This window comes from Serratia sp. CY52157, from assembly GCF_052168495.1.
GTDB lineage: Bacteria > Pseudomonadota > Gammaproteobacteria > Enterobacterales > Enterobacteriaceae > Serratia > Serratia ureilytica.
In genome coordinates, this window is sequence record NZ_JBJNMO010000009.1 from 168088 (window position 1) to 183075 (window position 14988).

Genomic DNA, 14988 nt, shown 5'->3' on the forward strand with positions numbered 1-14988 from the left:
CAGGATGCTAAACGTCAGCCATCTTTCAGCAGAGTATCAGGGGCGGCCCGCGCTGCGTGACGTGTCGTTCCAGATCGCCGCCGGGCAACTGGTGGTGGTGCTCGGCCCGTCGGGCTGCGGCAAAACCACGCTGCTGAATTTAATCGCCGGGTTTATCGAGCCTTCAGCTGGCAGCATCACGCTGGATGGAACGTCCGTTCATGGCCCAAGCGCCGAACGGGGCGTGGTGTTCCAGCATGAGGGTTTACTGCCGTGGCGTAACGTGGTGGACAACGTCGAGTTCGGCCTGCAGCTGGCCGGCGTCGGCAAGGCGCAGCGCCGCCAGGTGGCGGAGCAGATGTTGCAGCGCGTCGGTCTGGCCGGTTACGAGCGGCATTTCATCTGGCAGCTTTCCGGCGGCATGCGCCAACGCGTCGGCATCGCCCGCGCTCTGGCCGCCGATCCGCGTCTGCTGTTGTTGGATGAACCGTTCGGCGCGCTGGACGCGTTCACTCGCGAGCAGATGCAGGAGCTGCTGCTGACCATCTGGCGCGATACCGGCAAGCAGGTGCTGCTGATCACTCACGATATTGAAGAGGCGGTGTTCCTCGCCAGCGAGCTGTTGCTGCTGTCGCCGGGGCCGGGGCAGGTGGTGGAGCGGCTGTCGCTGAACTTCGGCCAACGCTATGCCGACGGCGAAGCCTGCCGCTCGATTAAGTCCGATCCTGAATTTATCGCGCAGCGCGAATACGTGCTGGGCAAAGTTTTCCAACAGCGCGAGGCCCTGTTATGAGCCTGCATTCCACGTTAAAGGCCGCGGCGCAGCCGCAGGGCAAAGCGACGCGCCGTTTCAGCGTGCCGCGCAACGTTTGGCTGAGCGGCGCCACGCTGTTGACGGTGTTGATCGTCTGGTGGGGCGTGACGGCGCTGCAGCTGATCAGCCCGCTGTTCCTGCCGGCGCCGCAGCAGGTATTGCATCAGCTGATCACCATCGCCAGCCCGCAAGGCTTTATGGACGCCACGCTGTGGCAGCATCTGGCGGCCAGCCTGGGGCGCATTTTGGTGGCGCTGCTGGCGGCGGTGATCGTCGGCATTCCGGTGGGCATCGCCATGGGGCTGAACGACACGGTGCGCGGCATCCTCGATCCGCTGATTGAGATCTATCGTCCGGTGCCGCCGTTGGCGTATTTACCGCTGATGGTGATTTGGTTCGGCATCGGCGAAACCTCGAAGATCTTGCTGATTTATCTGGCGATTTTCGCGCCGGTGACGCTCTCCGCCGTGGCCGGCGTGCGCAGCGTGGCGCAGGTGCGGGTGCGCGCCGCCCGCGCGTTGGGCGCCACGCGTTGGCAGGTGCTGCGTTTCGTGGTGCTGCCGAGCGCGCTGCCGGAGATCCTGACCGGCATTCGCATCGGGCTGGGCGTCGGCTGGTCGACGCTGGTAGCCGCCGAACTGATCGCCGCCACGCGCGGCCTGGGATTTATGGTGCAATCCGCCGGTGAGTTTCTGGCGACCGACGTGGTGCTGGCCGGCATCGGCGTGATTGCGGTGATTGCATTTGGGTTGGAGCTGGGGCTGCGTGCCCTGCAGCGCCGATTGACCCCGTGGCATGGAGTACAGCAATGAACGAACGTCTGAATATCACCCCGCTGGGGCCTTACATCGGGGCGCTGGTGGAAAACGTCGAGTTGGCCCGGCCGCTGGGCGACGGCCAGTTTGAACAGCTTTATCATGCGCTGCTCAAGCATCAGGTGCTGTTCTTCCGCAACCAGCCGATCACGCCGCTGCAGCAGCGCGATCTGGCCGGCCGCTTCGGCGATCTGCACATCCACCCGGTCTATCCGCACGCCACCGACGTGGAAGAGATCATCGTGCTCGATACCCACGACGACAACCCGCCGGACAACGACAACTGGCACACCGACGTGACCTTTATCGAGAACCCGCCGCTGGGGGCGATCCTGGCGGCCAAGACGCTGCCTGCCACCGGCGGCGATACGCTGTGGGCCAGCGGCATCGCCGCCTATGAGGCGCTGTCGGTGCCGTTCAGAACGCTGCTCGCGGGGCTGCGCGCGGAACATGACTTCACCAAGTCGTTCCCGGAGCACAAGCATCGCGGCAGTGAAGAAGAGCATCAGCGCTGGCAACTGGCGGTGCAGAAAAACCCGCCGCTGTTGCATCCGGTGGTGCGTACCCATCCGGTCAGCGGCCGGCAGGCGCTGTTCGTCAATGAAGGGTTCACCACGCGGATCGTCGATCTGGCGCCGAAGGAGAGCGACGCTTTACTGAATTTCCTGTTTGCTCACATCACCAAACCGGAGTTTCAGGTGCGCTGGCGTTGGCAGGAGAATGACGTGGCGATCTGGGATAACCGCGTGACGCAGCACTACGCCAACGCGGATTATCTGCCGCAGCGGCGCATCATGCACCGCGCGACCATTCTGGGGGACAAGCCCTTTTACAAGGCGTAACAACGGTTAGGCGTCGAACGCCTGCGTTAACTGCTCCAGCTGTTCCTGCGCATCCAGCCAGGTCATTTCCGTCTCTTCCAGCGCGGATTTGACCTGGCTTTGCTTTTGCAGGCAGTCGGTCAACTCGGCCTTGCGGCTGATGTCGTACAGTGCGGAATCCGCCAACTGCTCTTCCACCGCCGCCAGTTCGGCGCCCAGTTTTTCCATCTGCTGTTCCAGTTTGGCGATCTGCTTGCGCAGCGGTTGGGTTTGCGTACGGAACTCCGCCTCGCGGCGTTTTTGATCCTTGCGCGCCTGTGCGCTGTTGCTGCCGCTCTCTTTTTCCGGCGCGTCCTGTTGGCTTTCCTGGCGCTGCAGATCGATCAGCCACTGCTGGTAATCGTCGAGATCGCCTTCGAAAGGCTCGACCTGGCCATCGTGCACCAGGTACAGATCGTCGGTGGTGGAGCGCAGCAGGTGACGGTCGTGCGAGACCACCACCAATGCGCCTTCGAAATCGATCAGCGCCTCGGTCAGCGCCTGGCGCATGTCGAGATCCAGGTGGTTGGTCGGCTCATCGAGCAGCAGCAGGTTCGGGCGCTGCCAGACGATCAGCGCCAGCACCAGCCGCGCCTTCTCGCCGCCGGAGAAGCGTTCGGTGATTTCACTGACCTTGTCGCCCTGGAAGCCGAAACCGCCCAGATAATCGCGCAGCTGTTGCTCCAGCACCCGTGGCGCGATGCGGCTCAGGTGCTGCAGCGGCGATTCGTCGGCGCGCAGGAATTCCAGCTGGTGCTGAGCGAAGTAACCCAGCTTGATGCCTTTCGCCAGGCCGATCTCGCCGCTCAGCGGCTCCAGGGTGCCGGCCAGCAGTTTGATCAGCGTCGATTTACCGGCGCCGTTGCGGCCGAGCAGGCCAATGCGTGAGCCGGGCACCAGGTTCAGTTTGATGGACTTCAGGATCACCTTGTCGCCGTACCCGGCGCTGACTTTTTCCATGCGCAGCAGCGGGTTCGGCAGGCTTTCCGGCGGGCGGAAGCTGAAGGTGAACGGGTTGTCGACGTGCGCCGGGGCGATCAGCTCCATGCGTTCCAGCATCTTGATGCGGCTCTGCGCCTGCTTGGCCTTGGTCGCCTGCGCGCGGAAACGGTCGATATAGCTTTGCAGGTGCGCCACTTTTTCTTGCTGGTGCTGATACAGCGACTGCTGCTGCGCCAGTTTGGTGGCGCGTTGGCGTTCGAACGACGAGTAGTTGCCGGTGTACTCGTTCATCGTCTGCTGTTCGATATGCAGGATCTTGTCGACGATCGGATCGAGGAAGTCGCGGTCGTGCGAGATAAGCACCAGCGTGCCGGGATAGCTTTTCAGCCAGCGCTCCAGCCAGATCACCGCATCGAGATCCAGGTGGTTGGTCGGTTCGTCGAGCAGCAGCAGATCGGAACGGCACACCAACGCCTGCGCCAGGTTAAGACGCATGCGCCAGCCGCCGGAAAAGTCGCGCACCGGGCTTTGCAGTTGTTCGTTGGAGAAGCCGAGACCGTGCAGCAGGCTGGCGGCGCGGGAACGAATGGTCCAGGCGTCGATGGCGTCCAGCTTGCCGTGCAGGGTGGCGATGGCGTGGCCGTCGTTGCGGTCGTTGGCGGCCTGCAGTTCGGCTTCGAGCTGGCGAAACTCGCGGTCGCCGTCGATAACATACTCGATCGCCGGCACGTCCAGCGCCGGCGTCTCCTGGTTGACCCAGGCCAGCGCCCAGTTGCCGGGGAAGGTGAAGCTGCCGCCGTCCGCCGCGATCTCGCCCTTCAGCAGCGACAACAGCGTGGATTTGCCGCAGCCGTTTTTGCCGACCAGGCCGACCTTCTGACCTGGATTAACCGTCGCCGTGGCGTTGTCCAGCAGGACGCGGATGCCGCGTCGGATTTGTAGCGAGGAGAATACAATCATAAAGCGCCGTATGTTCAGAGTATGTTAAATTATCATTAAGGTAACAGAACGCGCACCGCGCGCTGTTTTTGTCTTTGCGATGCATGGTAACGGAAAACCGCTACCCTGACGACGCTTTGGAGGGGAATGATGTCGCAGCCGCCCAAGGTCTTGCTGCTGTATGCCCATCCGGAATCCCATGACTCGGTGGCGAACCGGGTTTTGCTTCGACCGGCGCAGCAATTGGAACATGTCACCGTGCACGATCTCTACGCGCACTACCCTGATTTTTTTATCGATATTCATCACGAACAACAGCTGCTGCGTGAGCATCAGGTCATCGTGTTTCAGCACCCGCTGTATACCTACAGCTGCCCGGCGCTGCTGAAGGAATGGCTGGATCGCGTGCTGGCGCGCGGCTTCGCCAGCGGCGTGGGCGGCAATGCGCTGGCGGGCAAATACTGGCGTTCGGTGATCACCACCGGCGAGCCGGAAGGCGCCTACCGCACCGGTGGTTATAACCATTATCCGATGGAAGATATCCTGCGGCCGTTCGAGTTGACCGCCGGGATGTGCCATATGCACTGGTTGACGCCGTTCGTGGTCTATTGGGCGCGGCGGCAAAAGCCGGAGGTGCTGCGCAGCCACGCAGACGCCTACGGGGAGTGGCTGAGCCACCCGCTGCCGCACGGGGGGCGGTGATCATGGAAGGATCGACCTTACTGACCGCCATTTTACTGTTCCTGTTCGCCGCGGTGGTGACGGTGCCGATCGCCCGTCGCCTGGGGATCGGCGCGGTGCTGGGGTATCTGATCGCCGGCATCGCCATCGGCCCGTGGGGATTGGGTTTTATTCGCGACGTTGACGAGATCCTGCACTTCTCCGAGCTGGGCGTGGTGTTCCTGATGTTCATCATCGGCCTGGAGCTGAACCCCAGCAAGCTGTGGGAGCTGCGGCGCTCGATTTTCGGCGCCGGCGCCGGCCAGGTGCTGATCACCGCGGCGGTGCTGGGCGCATTGCTGTACCTGACGCACTTCGCCTGGCAGGCGGCGGTGATCGGCGGCGTTGGCCTGGCGATGTCTTCCACCGCCATGGCGCTGCAGCTGATGCGCGAAAAGGGCATGAACCGCAACGAAGGCGGGCAGCTGGGTTTCTCGGTGCTGCTGTTCCAGGATATGGCGGTGATCCCGGCGCTGGCGTTGATCCCCATTCTGGCCGGCGCCGGCGGCACCAGCGACGACTGGGCTAAGATCGCGCTCAAGGTGGCGGCGTTCGGCGGCATGCTGATCGGCGGCCGCTTCCTGCTGCGGCCGCTGTTCCGCTATATCGCCGCTTCCGGCGTGCGCGAGATCTTTACCGCCGCGGCGCTGCTGCTGGTGCTCGGCTCGGCGCTGTTTATGGAGACGCTCGGCCTGTCGATGGCGCTCGGCACCTTCATCGCCGGCGTGCTGCTGGCGGAGAGCGAATACCGCCACGAACTGGAGATCTCCATCGAGCCGTTTAAAGGGCTGCTGCTGGGGCTGTTCTTTATCTCGGTGGGCATGGTGTTGAATATCGGCGTGCTCTACACCCATCTGGCCGAGGTGTTGATCGGCGTGTTGGCGTTGGTGGCGGTGAAATCCGGCGTGCTCTACGGCGTGTCGCGCCTGTTCGGCCTGCGCAGTTCGGTACGCCTGCAGTTCGCCGGCGTGCTCAGCCAGGGCGGTGAGTTCGCCTTCGTGCTGTTTTCGGCGGCGGGCGCCCAAAAGGTGCTGCAGCCGGATCAACTCTCTTTGCTGCTGGTGGTGGTGACGCTGTCGATGATGACCACGCCGCTGTTGATGCAGGCCATCGATCGCATTTTGGCGCGCCGCTATAACGCCAAAGACGAAGACGAGGAGACGCCGTACGTGGAAGATGACGATCCGCAGGTGATCATCGTCGGCTTCGGGCGTTTTGGCCAGGTGATCGGCCGCCTGCTGATGGCCAACAAAATGCGCATTACCGTACTGGAACGCGACGTCAGCGCCGTCGGCGTGCTGCGGCGTTACGGTTACAAGGTCTATTACGGCGACGCCACCGAGCTGGAGCTGCTGCGCGCGGCAGGCGCAGAGAAGGCCAAGTCGATCGTGATCACCAGCAATGAGCCGGAAGACACCATGGCGATCGTGCGGCTGTGCCAGCAGCACTTCCCGAACCTGAGCATCCTGGCGCGCGCGCGCGGCCGCGTGGAGGCGCATGAGCTGCTGCAGGCGGGCGTAAAACAGTTCAGCCGCGAGACCTTCTCCAGCGCGCTGGAACTGGGGCGCAAGGCGCTGATGGAATTGGGCATGCACCCGCATCAGGCCTTTCGCGCCCAGCAGCATTTCCGTCGTCTGGATATGCGCATGCTGCGTGAGCTGATGCCGCCGCATCAGGGCGACGTGGCGCAAATTTCTCGCGTGAAAGAGGCGCGGCGCGAGCTGGAAGAGCTCTTCCATCGCGAAATGCAAAAAGAAAGTCGCCAGTTTGACGGCTGGGATGAATACGAATAAGCGGGAGCATAACGATGTCTGCAACACGTAAGAGATTTATCGCCGGAGCGGTGTGCCCGAGCTGTAGCGCCATGGATACGCTGGCGGTATGGCGGGAGGATCAGGTGGAAGTGGTGGAGTGCGTCAAGTGCGGCCATCACCAGCGCCAGACCGAACAACAGGTGGAAAAACACGTTCGACCGCAAGAGCAGGTGATCGGCATTTTTCAGCCGAAGTAGCGTTTTTTTATCCCGGAGGGTACAGCGAGGCAGATTTCCGTTACAATCTGTCCGGAAAAGGCGCGCATCCCGATAACGGTGCGCGTCCTAGTAGCCAACGGTAGGAGATATCATGAAAGTAGCAAAAGACTTGGTGGTCAGCCTGGCTTACCAAGTACGTACAGAAGACGGTGTTTTGGTTGATGAGTCTCCGGTGAGCGCACCGCTGGACTATCTGCACGGGCATGGTTCTCTGATCGCAGGTCTGGAAAAAGCGCTCGAAGGCCACGACGTTGGCGATCGTTTTGACGTTCACGTCGGCGCGAACGACGCGTACGGCAACTACGACGAAAACCTGGTGCAGCGCGTACCGAAAGACGTCTTTATGGGCGTTGACGAACTGCAGGTCGGCATGCGTTTCCTGGCTGACACCGATCAGGGCCCGGTACCGGTTGAAATCACTGAAGTTGACGGCGACCACGTTGTGGTTGACGGCAACCACATGCTGGCCGGCCAAAACCTGAACTTCAACGTGGAAGTTGTCGCGATCCGCGAAGCGACCGCAGAAGAACTGGCGCACGGTCACGTACACGGCGAGCACGATCATCACCACGAGCACGGTGAAGGCTGCTGCGGCGGTCACGGCCATAGCCACGATCACGACCATGGTCACGACCACGGTAAAGGCGGTTGCGGCAACGGCGGTTGCGGCTGCCACTAAGCAGAACGCAATCCCGAGACGAGAGGGCAGCCATTGGCTGCCCTTTTTTATGCGCGGCGCCCCTCAATAGTGCGGCGGAGGGGTTTCTTCCGATTGCGAGGCGATCATCGAGGTTTGGGTCGAGCGCAGTTTGTCGGTCAACATGCGCAGGTGCTCGCGCATCTTCAGCATTTCCATCTGATGCTGGGTGACGGTCTGGTTGAGCTCTTCGATAGTGAGCTCTTGAAAAGCCTGACGGCTTTCCAGTTCTTCAAGCCGCTGTAGCAGGCTTTGAATGTCGGCGTTGTGCATGAGGCTACCTCTGACGCGATAAAATCCTGATTCGGCGCTATGGTAACAGCTGGCGTCGGGTTTACCCGCGCTATTTCTTTGGGCGGCGCGCAACGTTGCGATCGGCAGTGTAAAGTGCTGAAAAGCTGCACGCCTGATTCGCCGTTTTTTGCTAACCTCGCCGAATGTTCTGCAAGAAAAATCTGATTTATCATGTGAGTAGCACGCAGCGGGAAACTTCTTGGCAAAGCGGGAGTCACACTTTGACTCGATTGGTTACCTGTGCGACTGTTTTGTTTTTTTTCAGGCAGCTATAGTAGCCCGGTTATCTTACCTAATGATTGTTTGGGGCATTGCTTCAGACACTGGAGAAATGGATGAAATCTTTGTTTAAAGTCACGCTTCTGGCAACCACCATGGCTTTTGCTCTGAATGCGACCCAGGTCATGGCAGCCGATGCCGCTAAACCGGCGGCAGACGCGGCAGCAGCGCCAAGCACCGGCAAGTTCAAAAACGACGACGAGCAAGCGGCTTACGCACTGGGCGCCTCTCTTGGCCGTTACATGGACAACTCTCTGAAAGAGCAAGAGAAGCTGGGCATCAAGCTGGACAAAGATCAGCTGATCGCCGGCGTTCAGGACGCTTTCGCTAACAAGAGCAAGCTGAACGACGCCGACATCGAAAAGACCCTGCAGGGCTTTGAAGCGCGCGTGAAGGCTTCCGCTCAGGCGAAGATGGAGCAGGACGCCAAGGACAACGAAACCAAAGGCGCCAAGTATCGCGACAGCTTCGCTAAAGAAAAAGGCGTGAAGAAAACCGAATCCGGCCTGCTGTATCAGGTAGAGAAACCGGGCGCGGGTGAAGCGCCGAAAGACAGCGACACCGTGGTGGTGAACTACAAAGGCACCCTGACCGACGGTACCGAGTTCGATAACTCCTACACCCGCGGTGAGCCGCTGTCATTCCGTCTGGATGGTGTGATCCCTGGCTGGACCGAAGGCCTGAAGCACATCAAGAAAGGCGGCAAAATCAAGCTGGTGATTCCACCGGCGCTGGCCTACGGTAAAACCGGCGTTCCGGGCATCCCGGCTAACTCCACGCTGGTCTTTGACGTCGAGCTGCTGGATGTGAAAGCGGTGCCGAAAGCTGACGCTAAAGCCGAAAAACCGGCCGACGCCAAAGCCGACGCCAAAGCGAAATAATCTCGTCGCTCTGTTTGCCACCGCCGCGGATGCCCTCCGCGGCGGTTTTCATTTCGGCAGCCGCTACCGCTCTCTCCATTGAACGCTTGACGCCTGCCGGGCATCGGGCTTAACGTCAATACCACGCGCAAACGCAAGGACTTTGCTCCGGCCGCTTTGCTAGACTAATAATTCTGACTTATCAGTCATGCGTCTGCCCCTTAGGGCGTGTACCTAAAATTGTTCCCGGCCGCCTCGCCCGCGGATGTCATCGCGCCGTTTTATGCCGCTCTCAGCCAGCCGCGCTGCAGCGCGCCGACGACGGCAGCGATCCGGCCCGAGCGGTTTTAGCTGCGCCCCCTGGCACAGGCGATCTATGAGGGTGGTATCTTCGATGTCGAATTCGCTTTTATCCAGCGAAGCCAGCGAACTTGATTTGCTGAATGAACGTCCGTTTACTCAAACGGATCATGAAATCCTGAAATCCTATGAAGCGGTGGTCGACGGGCTGGCGATGTTGATCGGCGGCCACTGCGAAATCGTATTGCACGCGCTGGAAGACTTGAACAGCTCGGCGGTGCGCATCGCCAACGGGGAACACACCGGGCGCAAAATCGGCTCGCCGATCACCGACCTGGCGCTGCGCATGCTGCACGACATGGCCGGCGACGACAGCAGCGTGTCGAAAGCCTACTTTACCCGCGCCAAGAGCGGCGTATTGATGAAATCGGTGACTATCGCCATTCGCAATCGCGAGCAGCGGGTGATTGGTTTGTTGTGCATCAACATGAACCTCGACGTGCCGTTCTCGCAGATCATGCAAACCTTTATGCCGCCGACAGCGCAGGACGTGCCGTCGTCGGTTAACTTCGCCTCTTCCGTCGACGATCTGGTGGCGCAGACGCTGGAGTTCACCATCGAAGAGGTGAACGCCGACCGCTCGGTGTCCAATAACGCCAAGAATCGACAGGTGGTGCTCAATCTCTATGAGAAAGGCATCTTCGACATCAAGGATGCGATCAACCAGGTGGCGGATCGTCTGAATATCTCCAAACACACCGTCTATCTGTACATTCGCCAGTTTAAAAGCGGCGATCTGGTGGGAAGCGACCGCTGATGCTCGACTATTGTCTGTTGGTTACCGGCCCGGCTTATGGCACGCAGCAGGCCAGCAGCGCCTATCAATTCGCTCAGGCTTTACTGGCGAAAGGGCATCGTCTTTCCAGCGTCTTTTTCTACCGTGAAGGGGTGTTGAACGCCAACCGGTTAACCGCGCCCGCCAGCGACGAATTCGATCTGGTGCGCGGCTGGACGCAGCTCGCGCAGCAACACGGCGTAGCGCTCAACGTCTGCGTGGCCGCCGCGCTGCGTCGGGGCGTCACCGACGAACACGAGGCGCAGCAGCAGGGGCTGGCCGGTGCCAACCTGCAGCCCGGTTTTACCCTGAGCGGGCTGGGTTCCCTGGCCGAAGCGTCGCTGAGTTGCGACCGTCTGGTGCAGTTCTGAGGAAATGATGAAACGAGTCGCTTTTGTTTTCACCCACGGGCCGCATGGCGGCGCCGGCGGCAGGGAAGGGCTGGATGCGCTGCTCGCCACGTCGGCGCTCAGTGAAGATTTGGGGGTGTTTTTTATCGGTGATGGCGTGTTGCAGCTGTTGCCGGGCCAGCAACCGGAAAAGATTTTGGCGCGCAATTATATCGCCACTTTCGGCGTACTGCCGCTGTATGACGTGGAGCGGTGTTATCTGTGCCAGGCTTCGCTGCAGGAACGCGGGCTGAGTCAGGTGACCGATTGGGTGCTGGATGCCGAGGTGCTGGCGCCGGACGAACTGCGCCGTGAATTGGCCGGCTACGACGCCGTAATGACGTTTTAGGAACTTCTGATGTTGTATACCCTGAGCCATTCGCCAAACCAATGTGACCTGCCCGCGCTGTTGCGCCTGACCGCGGAGGGCGACGCGCTGCTGCTGCTGCAGGATGGCGTGCTCGCAGGCCTTGTTGGCAGCGCCCATCTTGAATCGCTGCTCGCCGCCCCCATATCCCTTTATGCGCTGCAGGACGACCTGGAAGCCAGGGGGTTGATTGGTCATTTTTCGCACAAAATCACTGTCGTCGGCTATAATCACTTCGTTGAATTAACCGAACAACACCGCAGCCAAATGGCCTGGTAATGAGAGTGATGTTGTATATTTCTTGACACCCATACTGGTCAGCCCTAAAATTCTGCGTCCTCGTACTTTGCCAGTAGTGCATACGAGGGGATTTATCACATGTTTACGAAGCTAGTACGAAGCAAAAACCAGGAGCTTTTTTAATGGCAACAATTAACCAGCTGGTTCGCAAACCACGCTCTGTGAAGGCTGCTAAAAGCAACGTTCCAGCGCTGGAAGCCTGCCCGCAGAAACGTGGCGTATGCACCCGCGTATATACCACTACCCCGAAAAAACCAAACTCCGCACTGCGTAAAGTTTGCCGTGTGCGTTTGACCAACGGTTTCGAAGTGACTTCCTACATCGGTGGCGAAGGCCACAACCTGCAGGAACACTCCGTAATCCTGATCCGTGGCGGTCGTGTAAAAGACCTGCCAGGTGTGCGTTACCACACCGTCCGTGGTGCACTTGACTGCTCCGGTGTTAAAGACCGTAAGCAAGCTCGTTCCAAGTACGGCGTGAAGAAGCCAAAGGCTTAATGGTTCTCCGTTAAGTAAGGCCAAACGTTTTAACTTTAATGTCAAAATAAACTCGTAGAGTTTTGGACAATCCTGAATTAACAACGGAGTATTTCCATGCCACGTCGTCGCGTAATCGGCCAACGTAAAATCCTGCCAGATCCTAAGTTCGGATCTGAGCTGCTGGCCAAATTTGTAAATATCCTGATGGTAGACGGTAAAAAATCTACTGCAGAAGCAATCGTCTATACCGCGCTGGAGACCCTGGCTCAGCGTTCTGGTAAAGATCACCTGGAAGCTTTCGAAGTCGCTCTCGACAACGTTCGCCCGACTGTAGAAGTTAAGTCGCGTCGCGTTGGCGGTTCTACTTATCAGGTACCAGTTGAAGTCCGCCCGGTTCGTCGTAATGCTCTGGCAATGCGTTGGATCGTTGATGCTGCACGTAAACGCGGTGATAAATCCATGGCTCTGCGCCTGGCGAACGAGCTGTCTGACGCAGCAGAGAACAAAGGTTCTGCTGTTAAGAAGCGTGAAGACGTTCACCGTATGGCCGAAGCCAACAAGGCGTTCGCCCACTACCGCTGGTAATCATCTGGCTGTAGTCATGCTAACCAAGCGGGCGCGTCAAATCGGCCCGCTTGGGTTAACTGAACTTGAACGCCCTAGGAATAGAGGAATCAAATGGCTCGTACAACACCCATTGCACGCTACCGTAACATCGGTATCAGTGCTCACATCGACGCCGGTAAAACCACCACTACCGAACGTATTCTGTTCTACACCGGTGTAAACCACAAAATCGGTGAAGTTCATGACGGCGCTGCCACCATGGACTGGATGGAACAGGAGCAGGAGCGTGGTATTACCATCACTTCTGCAGCGACGACTGCCTTCTGGTCTGGTATGGCCAAGCAGTTCGAACCGCATCGCGTAAACATCATCGACACCCCAGGGCACGTTGACTTCACCATCGAAGTAGAACGTTCCATGCGTGTGCTGGATGGCGCGGTAATGGTTTACTGTGCTGTTGGTGGTGTTCAGCCACAGTCTGAAACCGTATGGCGTCAGGCTAACAAATACAAAGTGCCACGTATCGCGTTCGTTAACAAAATGGACCGTATGGGCGCTAACTTCCTGAAAGTTGTTGGCCAGATCAAAACTCGTCTGGGCGCTAACCCTGTTCCTCTGCAGCTGGCTATCGGCGCAGAAGACAAATTCACCGGCGTTATCGACCTGGTGAAGATGAAGGCGATCAACTGGAACGAAGAAGACGCAGGCGTTACCTTCGAATACGAAGACGTCCCGGCTGACATGATGGAACTGGCTGAAGAATGGCGCCAGAACCTGATCGAATCCGCTGCGGAAGCTTCCGAAGAGCTGATGGAAAAATACCTGGGCGGCGAAGAGCTGACCGAGGCAGAAATCAAGTCCGCTCTGCGTCAGCGCGTGCTGAACAACGAAATCATCCTGGTTACCTGTGGTTCTGCGTTCAAGAACAAGGGCGTACAGGCGATGCTGGATGCGGTAATCGAATACCTGCCGGCGCCAACTGACGTTCCTGCGATCAACGGTATCCTGGACGACGGTAAAGACACCCCGGCTGAGCGTCACGCAAGTGATGACGAGCCGTTCTCTGCTCTGGCGTTCAAAATCGCTACCGACCCGTTCGTAGGTAACCTGACCTTCTTCCGCGTGTACTCCGGCGTTGTTAACTCCGGCGACACCGTGCTGAACTCCGTTAAGGCTGCGCGCGAGCGTTTCGGCCGTATCGTTCAGATGCACGCCAACAAGCGTGAAGAGATCAAAGAAGTTCGCGCAGGCGACATCGCCGCTGCGATCGGTCTGAAAGACGTGACCACCGGGGACACCCTGTGTGATCCAGACTCTCCAATCATCCTGGAGCGTATGGAATTCCCTGAGCCGGTAATCTCTATCGCCGTTGAACCAAAAACCAAAGCTGACCAAGAGAAAATGGGTCTGGCTCTGGGCCGTCTGGCTAAAGAAGACCCGTCATTCCGCGTATGGACTGACGAAGAGTCTAACCAGACCATCATCGCCGGTATGGGTGAACTGCACCTCGACATCATCGTTGACCGCATGAAGCGTGAATTCAACGTTGAAGCTAACGTGGGCAAACCTCAGGTAGCTTACCGCGAAGCGATTCGCGCGAAGATTACCGATGTTGAAGGTAAGCACGCCAAGCAGTCTGGTGGTCGCGGTCAGTACGGTCACGTTGTGATCGACATGTACCCACTGGAGCCGGGCTCTAACCCGAAAGGTTACGAGTTCATCAACGACATCAAAGGCGGCGTAATTCCTGGCGAATACATCCCTGCCGTTGATAAAGGCATCCAGGAGCAGTTGAAGTCTGGTCCGTTGGCTGGTTACCCGGTAGTAGATATGGGTATTCGTCTGCACTTCGGTTCTTACCACGACGTTGACTCCTCTGAACTGGCGTTTAAACTGGCCGCATCTATCGCCTTTAAAGAAGGCTTTAAGAAAGCGAAACCAGTTCTGCTTGAGCCTATCATGAAGGTTGAAGTTGAGACTCCAGAAGAGAACACCGGTGACGTTATCGGTGACTTGAGCCGTCGTCGCGGCATGCTGCGCGGTCAGGAATCTGAAGTGACTGGCGTTAAGATCCACGCTGAAGTACCGTTGTCCGAAATGTTCGGCTACGCAACTCAGCTGCGTTCTCTGACTAAAGGTCGCGCATCATACACCATGGAATTCCTGAAGTATGATGATGCACCGAACAACGTCGCTCAGGCCGTAATCGAAGCCCGTGGCAAATAAGCCGCAGGGTTAAAACCAAAGTCCCGTGCTCTCTCCAGAAGGGGAGAGCGCTATAGTAAGGAATATAGCCGTGTCTAAAGAAAAATTTGAACGTACAAAACCGCACGTTAACGTTGGTACTATCGGCCACGTTGACCACGGTAAAACTACCCTGACTGCAGCGATCACCACCGTTCTGGCTAAAACCTACGGCGGTTCTGCACGTGCTTTCGACCAGATCGATAACGCGCCAGAAGAAAAAGCTCGTGGTATCACCATCAACACCTCTCACGTTGAGTATGACACCCCGACTCG

At 58.8% G+C, this 14988-nt stretch carries 18 protein-coding genes; 16 read left to right on the forward strand and 2 right to left on the reverse strand.

All coding sequences use genetic code 11. The annotated features are described in order from the left end of the window. Positions 1–4 precede the first annotated feature (4 nt). Genes tauB through tauD form a run of 3 tightly spaced genes read left to right on the forward strand, consistent with a single transcriptional unit; the run spans position 5 to position 2450 of the window. Positions 5–772: a taurine ABC transporter ATP-binding subunit gene (gene tauB, locus ACJ8IP_RS22955; RefSeq protein WP_033645255.1), complete on the forward strand. Its 768-nt coding sequence runs from the start codon at positions 5–7 to the stop codon at positions 770–772. Beyond that, positions 769–1605, forward strand: a complete 837-nt coding sequence (tauC, locus tag ACJ8IP_RS22960; RefSeq protein ID WP_033645254.1) for a taurine ABC transporter permease TauC — start codon at positions 769–771, stop codon at positions 1603–1605. Before tauB ends, tauC begins: the two co-directional genes overlap by 4 nt. Further along, positions 1602–2450: a taurine dioxygenase gene (gene tauD, locus ACJ8IP_RS22965; RefSeq protein ID WP_089192317.1), complete on the forward strand. Its 849-nt coding sequence runs from the start codon at positions 1602–1604 to the stop codon at positions 2448–2450. The genes tauC and tauD overlap by 4 nt, the downstream gene beginning before the upstream one ends. 6 nt (positions 2451–2456) lie before the next feature. On the opposite strand, the gene ACJ8IP_RS22970 is transcribed toward tauD, so the two are convergent. After that, positions 2457–4370 (reverse strand): ABC transporter ATP-binding protein, encoded by a 1914-nt coding sequence (locus ACJ8IP_RS22970; RefSeq protein WP_047026483.1) that lies wholly within the window; start codon positions 4368–4370, stop codon positions 2457–2459. A gap of 129 nt (positions 4371–4499) precedes the next feature. Between ACJ8IP_RS22970 and kefG the strand changes: the two genes are divergently transcribed. The 4 genes from kefG (at position 4500) to slyD (ending at position 7780) form a co-directional block, all read left to right on the forward strand. Then, positions 4500–5051 (forward strand): glutathione-regulated potassium-efflux system ancillary protein KefG, encoded by a 552-nt coding sequence (gene kefG / locus ACJ8IP_RS22975; RefSeq protein ID WP_028127618.1) that lies wholly within the window; start codon positions 4500–4502, stop codon positions 5049–5051. Between the two features lie 2 nt (positions 5052–5053). Further along, positions 5054–6862, forward strand: a complete 1809-nt coding sequence (kefB, locus tag ACJ8IP_RS22980) for a glutathione-regulated potassium-efflux system protein KefB (RefSeq protein ID WP_033651722.1) — start codon at positions 5054–5056, stop codon at positions 6860–6862. A gap of 14 nt (positions 6863–6876) precedes the next feature. Further along, positions 6877–7080, forward strand: coding sequence for a YheV family putative zinc ribbon protein (locus ACJ8IP_RS22985; RefSeq protein WP_015379274.1), 204 nt, complete (start codon positions 6877–6879; stop codon positions 7078–7080). Positions 7081–7192: 112 nt separating this feature from the next. Further along, positions 7193–7780 (forward strand): peptidylprolyl isomerase, encoded by a 588-nt coding sequence (slyD, locus tag ACJ8IP_RS22990; protein ID WP_004930407.1) that lies wholly within the window; start codon positions 7193–7195, stop codon positions 7778–7780. Between the two features lie 63 nt (positions 7781–7843). On the opposite strand, the gene ACJ8IP_RS22995 is transcribed toward slyD, so the two are convergent. Beyond that, positions 7844–8071, reverse strand: a complete 228-nt coding sequence (locus ACJ8IP_RS22995) for a SlyX family protein (protein WP_033645250.1) — start codon at positions 8069–8071, stop codon at positions 7844–7846. A gap of 356 nt (positions 8072–8427) precedes the next feature. On the opposite strand from ACJ8IP_RS22995, the gene fkpA reads away from it, so the two are divergent. The 9 genes from fkpA to ACJ8IP_RS23040 all read left to right on the forward strand — a co-directional run. Further along, positions 8428–9252 carry an FKBP-type peptidyl-prolyl cis-trans isomerase gene (fkpA, locus tag ACJ8IP_RS23000; protein ID WP_108682121.1) on the forward strand — a complete coding sequence of 275 codons (825 nt, stop codon included), beginning with the start codon at positions 8428–8430 and terminating at the stop codon, positions 9250–9252. Between the two features lie 373 nt (positions 9253–9625). Continuing rightward, a complete protein-coding gene (locus ACJ8IP_RS23005) occupies positions 9626–10348 on the forward strand; it encodes a helix-turn-helix transcriptional regulator (RefSeq protein ID WP_033645248.1) in 723 nt (240 codons plus the stop codon). Beyond that, positions 10348–10737: a sulfurtransferase complex subunit TusD gene (gene tusD / locus ACJ8IP_RS23010; protein ID WP_108682119.1), complete on the forward strand. Its 390-nt coding sequence runs from the start codon at positions 10348–10350 to the stop codon at positions 10735–10737. Before ACJ8IP_RS23005 ends, tusD begins: the two co-directional genes overlap by 1 nt. A 7-nt stretch (positions 10738–10744) precedes the next feature. Beyond that, entirely contained in the window at positions 10745–11104 is a 360-nt protein-coding gene (tusC, locus tag ACJ8IP_RS23015) for a sulfurtransferase complex subunit TusC (protein WP_033645384.1), read from the forward strand. 9 nt (positions 11105–11113) lie between these two features. Beyond that, complete coding sequence (tusB, locus tag ACJ8IP_RS23020; protein ID WP_033645246.1) at positions 11114–11401, forward strand: sulfurtransferase complex subunit TusB; 288 nt, start codon at positions 11114–11116, stop codon at positions 11399–11401. A gap of 143 nt (positions 11402–11544) precedes the next feature. Further along, the gene (gene rpsL / locus ACJ8IP_RS23025) at positions 11545–11919 is read left to right on the forward strand and encodes a 30S ribosomal protein S12 (protein ID WP_004930426.1); all 375 of its coding nucleotides are present in this window, start codon (positions 11545–11547) and stop codon (positions 11917–11919) included. A gap of 96 nt (positions 11920–12015) precedes the next feature. Beyond that, entirely contained in the window at positions 12016–12486 is a 471-nt protein-coding gene (gene rpsG / locus ACJ8IP_RS23030; RefSeq protein ID WP_004956203.1) for a 30S ribosomal protein S7, read from the forward strand. Positions 12487–12579: 93 nt separating this feature from the next. Next, complete coding sequence (fusA, locus tag ACJ8IP_RS23035) at positions 12580–14694, forward strand: elongation factor G (protein WP_033645245.1); 2115 nt, start codon at positions 12580–12582, stop codon at positions 14692–14694. A gap of 70 nt (positions 14695–14764) precedes the next feature. Continuing rightward, on the forward strand, positions 14765–14988 hold a 224-nt coding region (locus ACJ8IP_RS23040), incomplete at its 3' end, for a GTP-binding protein (protein ID WP_008502775.1).

What these genes read in the sequence shown, in the direction of transcription:
- rpsL (WP_004930426.1), top strand. Translation starts at nt 11,545, where the DNA reads ATGGCAACAATTAACCAGCTGGTTCGCAAACCACGCTCTGTGAAGGCT.
- rpsG (WP_004956203.1), top strand. Translation starts at nt 12,016, where the DNA reads ATGCCACGTCGTCGCGTAATCGGCCAACGTAAAATCCTGCCAGATCCT.
- kefG (WP_028127618.1), top strand. Translation starts at nt 4,500, where the DNA reads ATGTCGCAGCCGCCCAAGGTCTTGCTGCTGTATGCCCATCCGGAATCC.
- slyD (WP_004930407.1), top strand. Translation starts at nt 7,193, where the DNA reads ATGAAAGTAGCAAAAGACTTGGTGGTCAGCCTGGCTTACCAAGTACGT.
- ACJ8IP_RS22995 (WP_033645250.1), bottom strand. Translation starts at nt 8,071, where the DNA reads ATGCACAACGCCGACATTCAAAGCCTGCTACAGCGGCTTGAAGAACTG.
- tusD (WP_108682119.1), top strand. Translation starts at nt 10,348, where the DNA reads ATGCTCGACTATTGTCTGTTGGTTACCGGCCCGGCTTATGGCACGCAG.
- tusC (WP_033645384.1), top strand. Translation starts at nt 10,745, where the DNA reads ATGAAACGAGTCGCTTTTGTTTTCACCCACGGGCCGCATGGCGGCGCC.
- ACJ8IP_RS23005 (WP_033645248.1), top strand. Translation starts at nt 9,626, where the DNA reads ATGTCGAATTCGCTTTTATCCAGCGAAGCCAGCGAACTTGATTTGCTG.
- kefB (WP_033651722.1), top strand. Translation starts at nt 5,054, where the DNA reads ATGGAAGGATCGACCTTACTGACCGCCATTTTACTGTTCCTGTTCGCC.
- fkpA (WP_108682121.1), top strand. Translation starts at nt 8,428, where the DNA reads ATGAAATCTTTGTTTAAAGTCACGCTTCTGGCAACCACCATGGCTTTT.
- fusA (WP_033645245.1), top strand. Translation starts at nt 12,580, where the DNA reads ATGGCTCGTACAACACCCATTGCACGCTACCGTAACATCGGTATCAGT.
- tauC (WP_033645254.1), top strand. Translation starts at nt 769, where the DNA reads ATGAGCCTGCATTCCACGTTAAAGGCCGCGGCGCAGCCGCAGGGCAAA.
- tauD (WP_089192317.1), top strand. Translation starts at nt 1,602, where the DNA reads ATGAACGAACGTCTGAATATCACCCCGCTGGGGCCTTACATCGGGGCG.
- tauB (WP_033645255.1), top strand. Translation starts at nt 5, where the DNA reads ATGCTAAACGTCAGCCATCTTTCAGCAGAGTATCAGGGGCGGCCCGCG.
- ACJ8IP_RS22970 (WP_047026483.1), bottom strand. Translation starts at nt 4,370, where the DNA reads ATGATTGTATTCTCCTCGCTACAAATCCGACGCGGCATCCGCGTCCTG.
- ACJ8IP_RS22985 (WP_015379274.1), top strand. Translation starts at nt 6,877, where the DNA reads ATGTCTGCAACACGTAAGAGATTTATCGCCGGAGCGGTGTGCCCGAGC.
- tusB (WP_033645246.1), top strand. Translation starts at nt 11,114, where the DNA reads ATGTTGTATACCCTGAGCCATTCGCCAAACCAATGTGACCTGCCCGCG.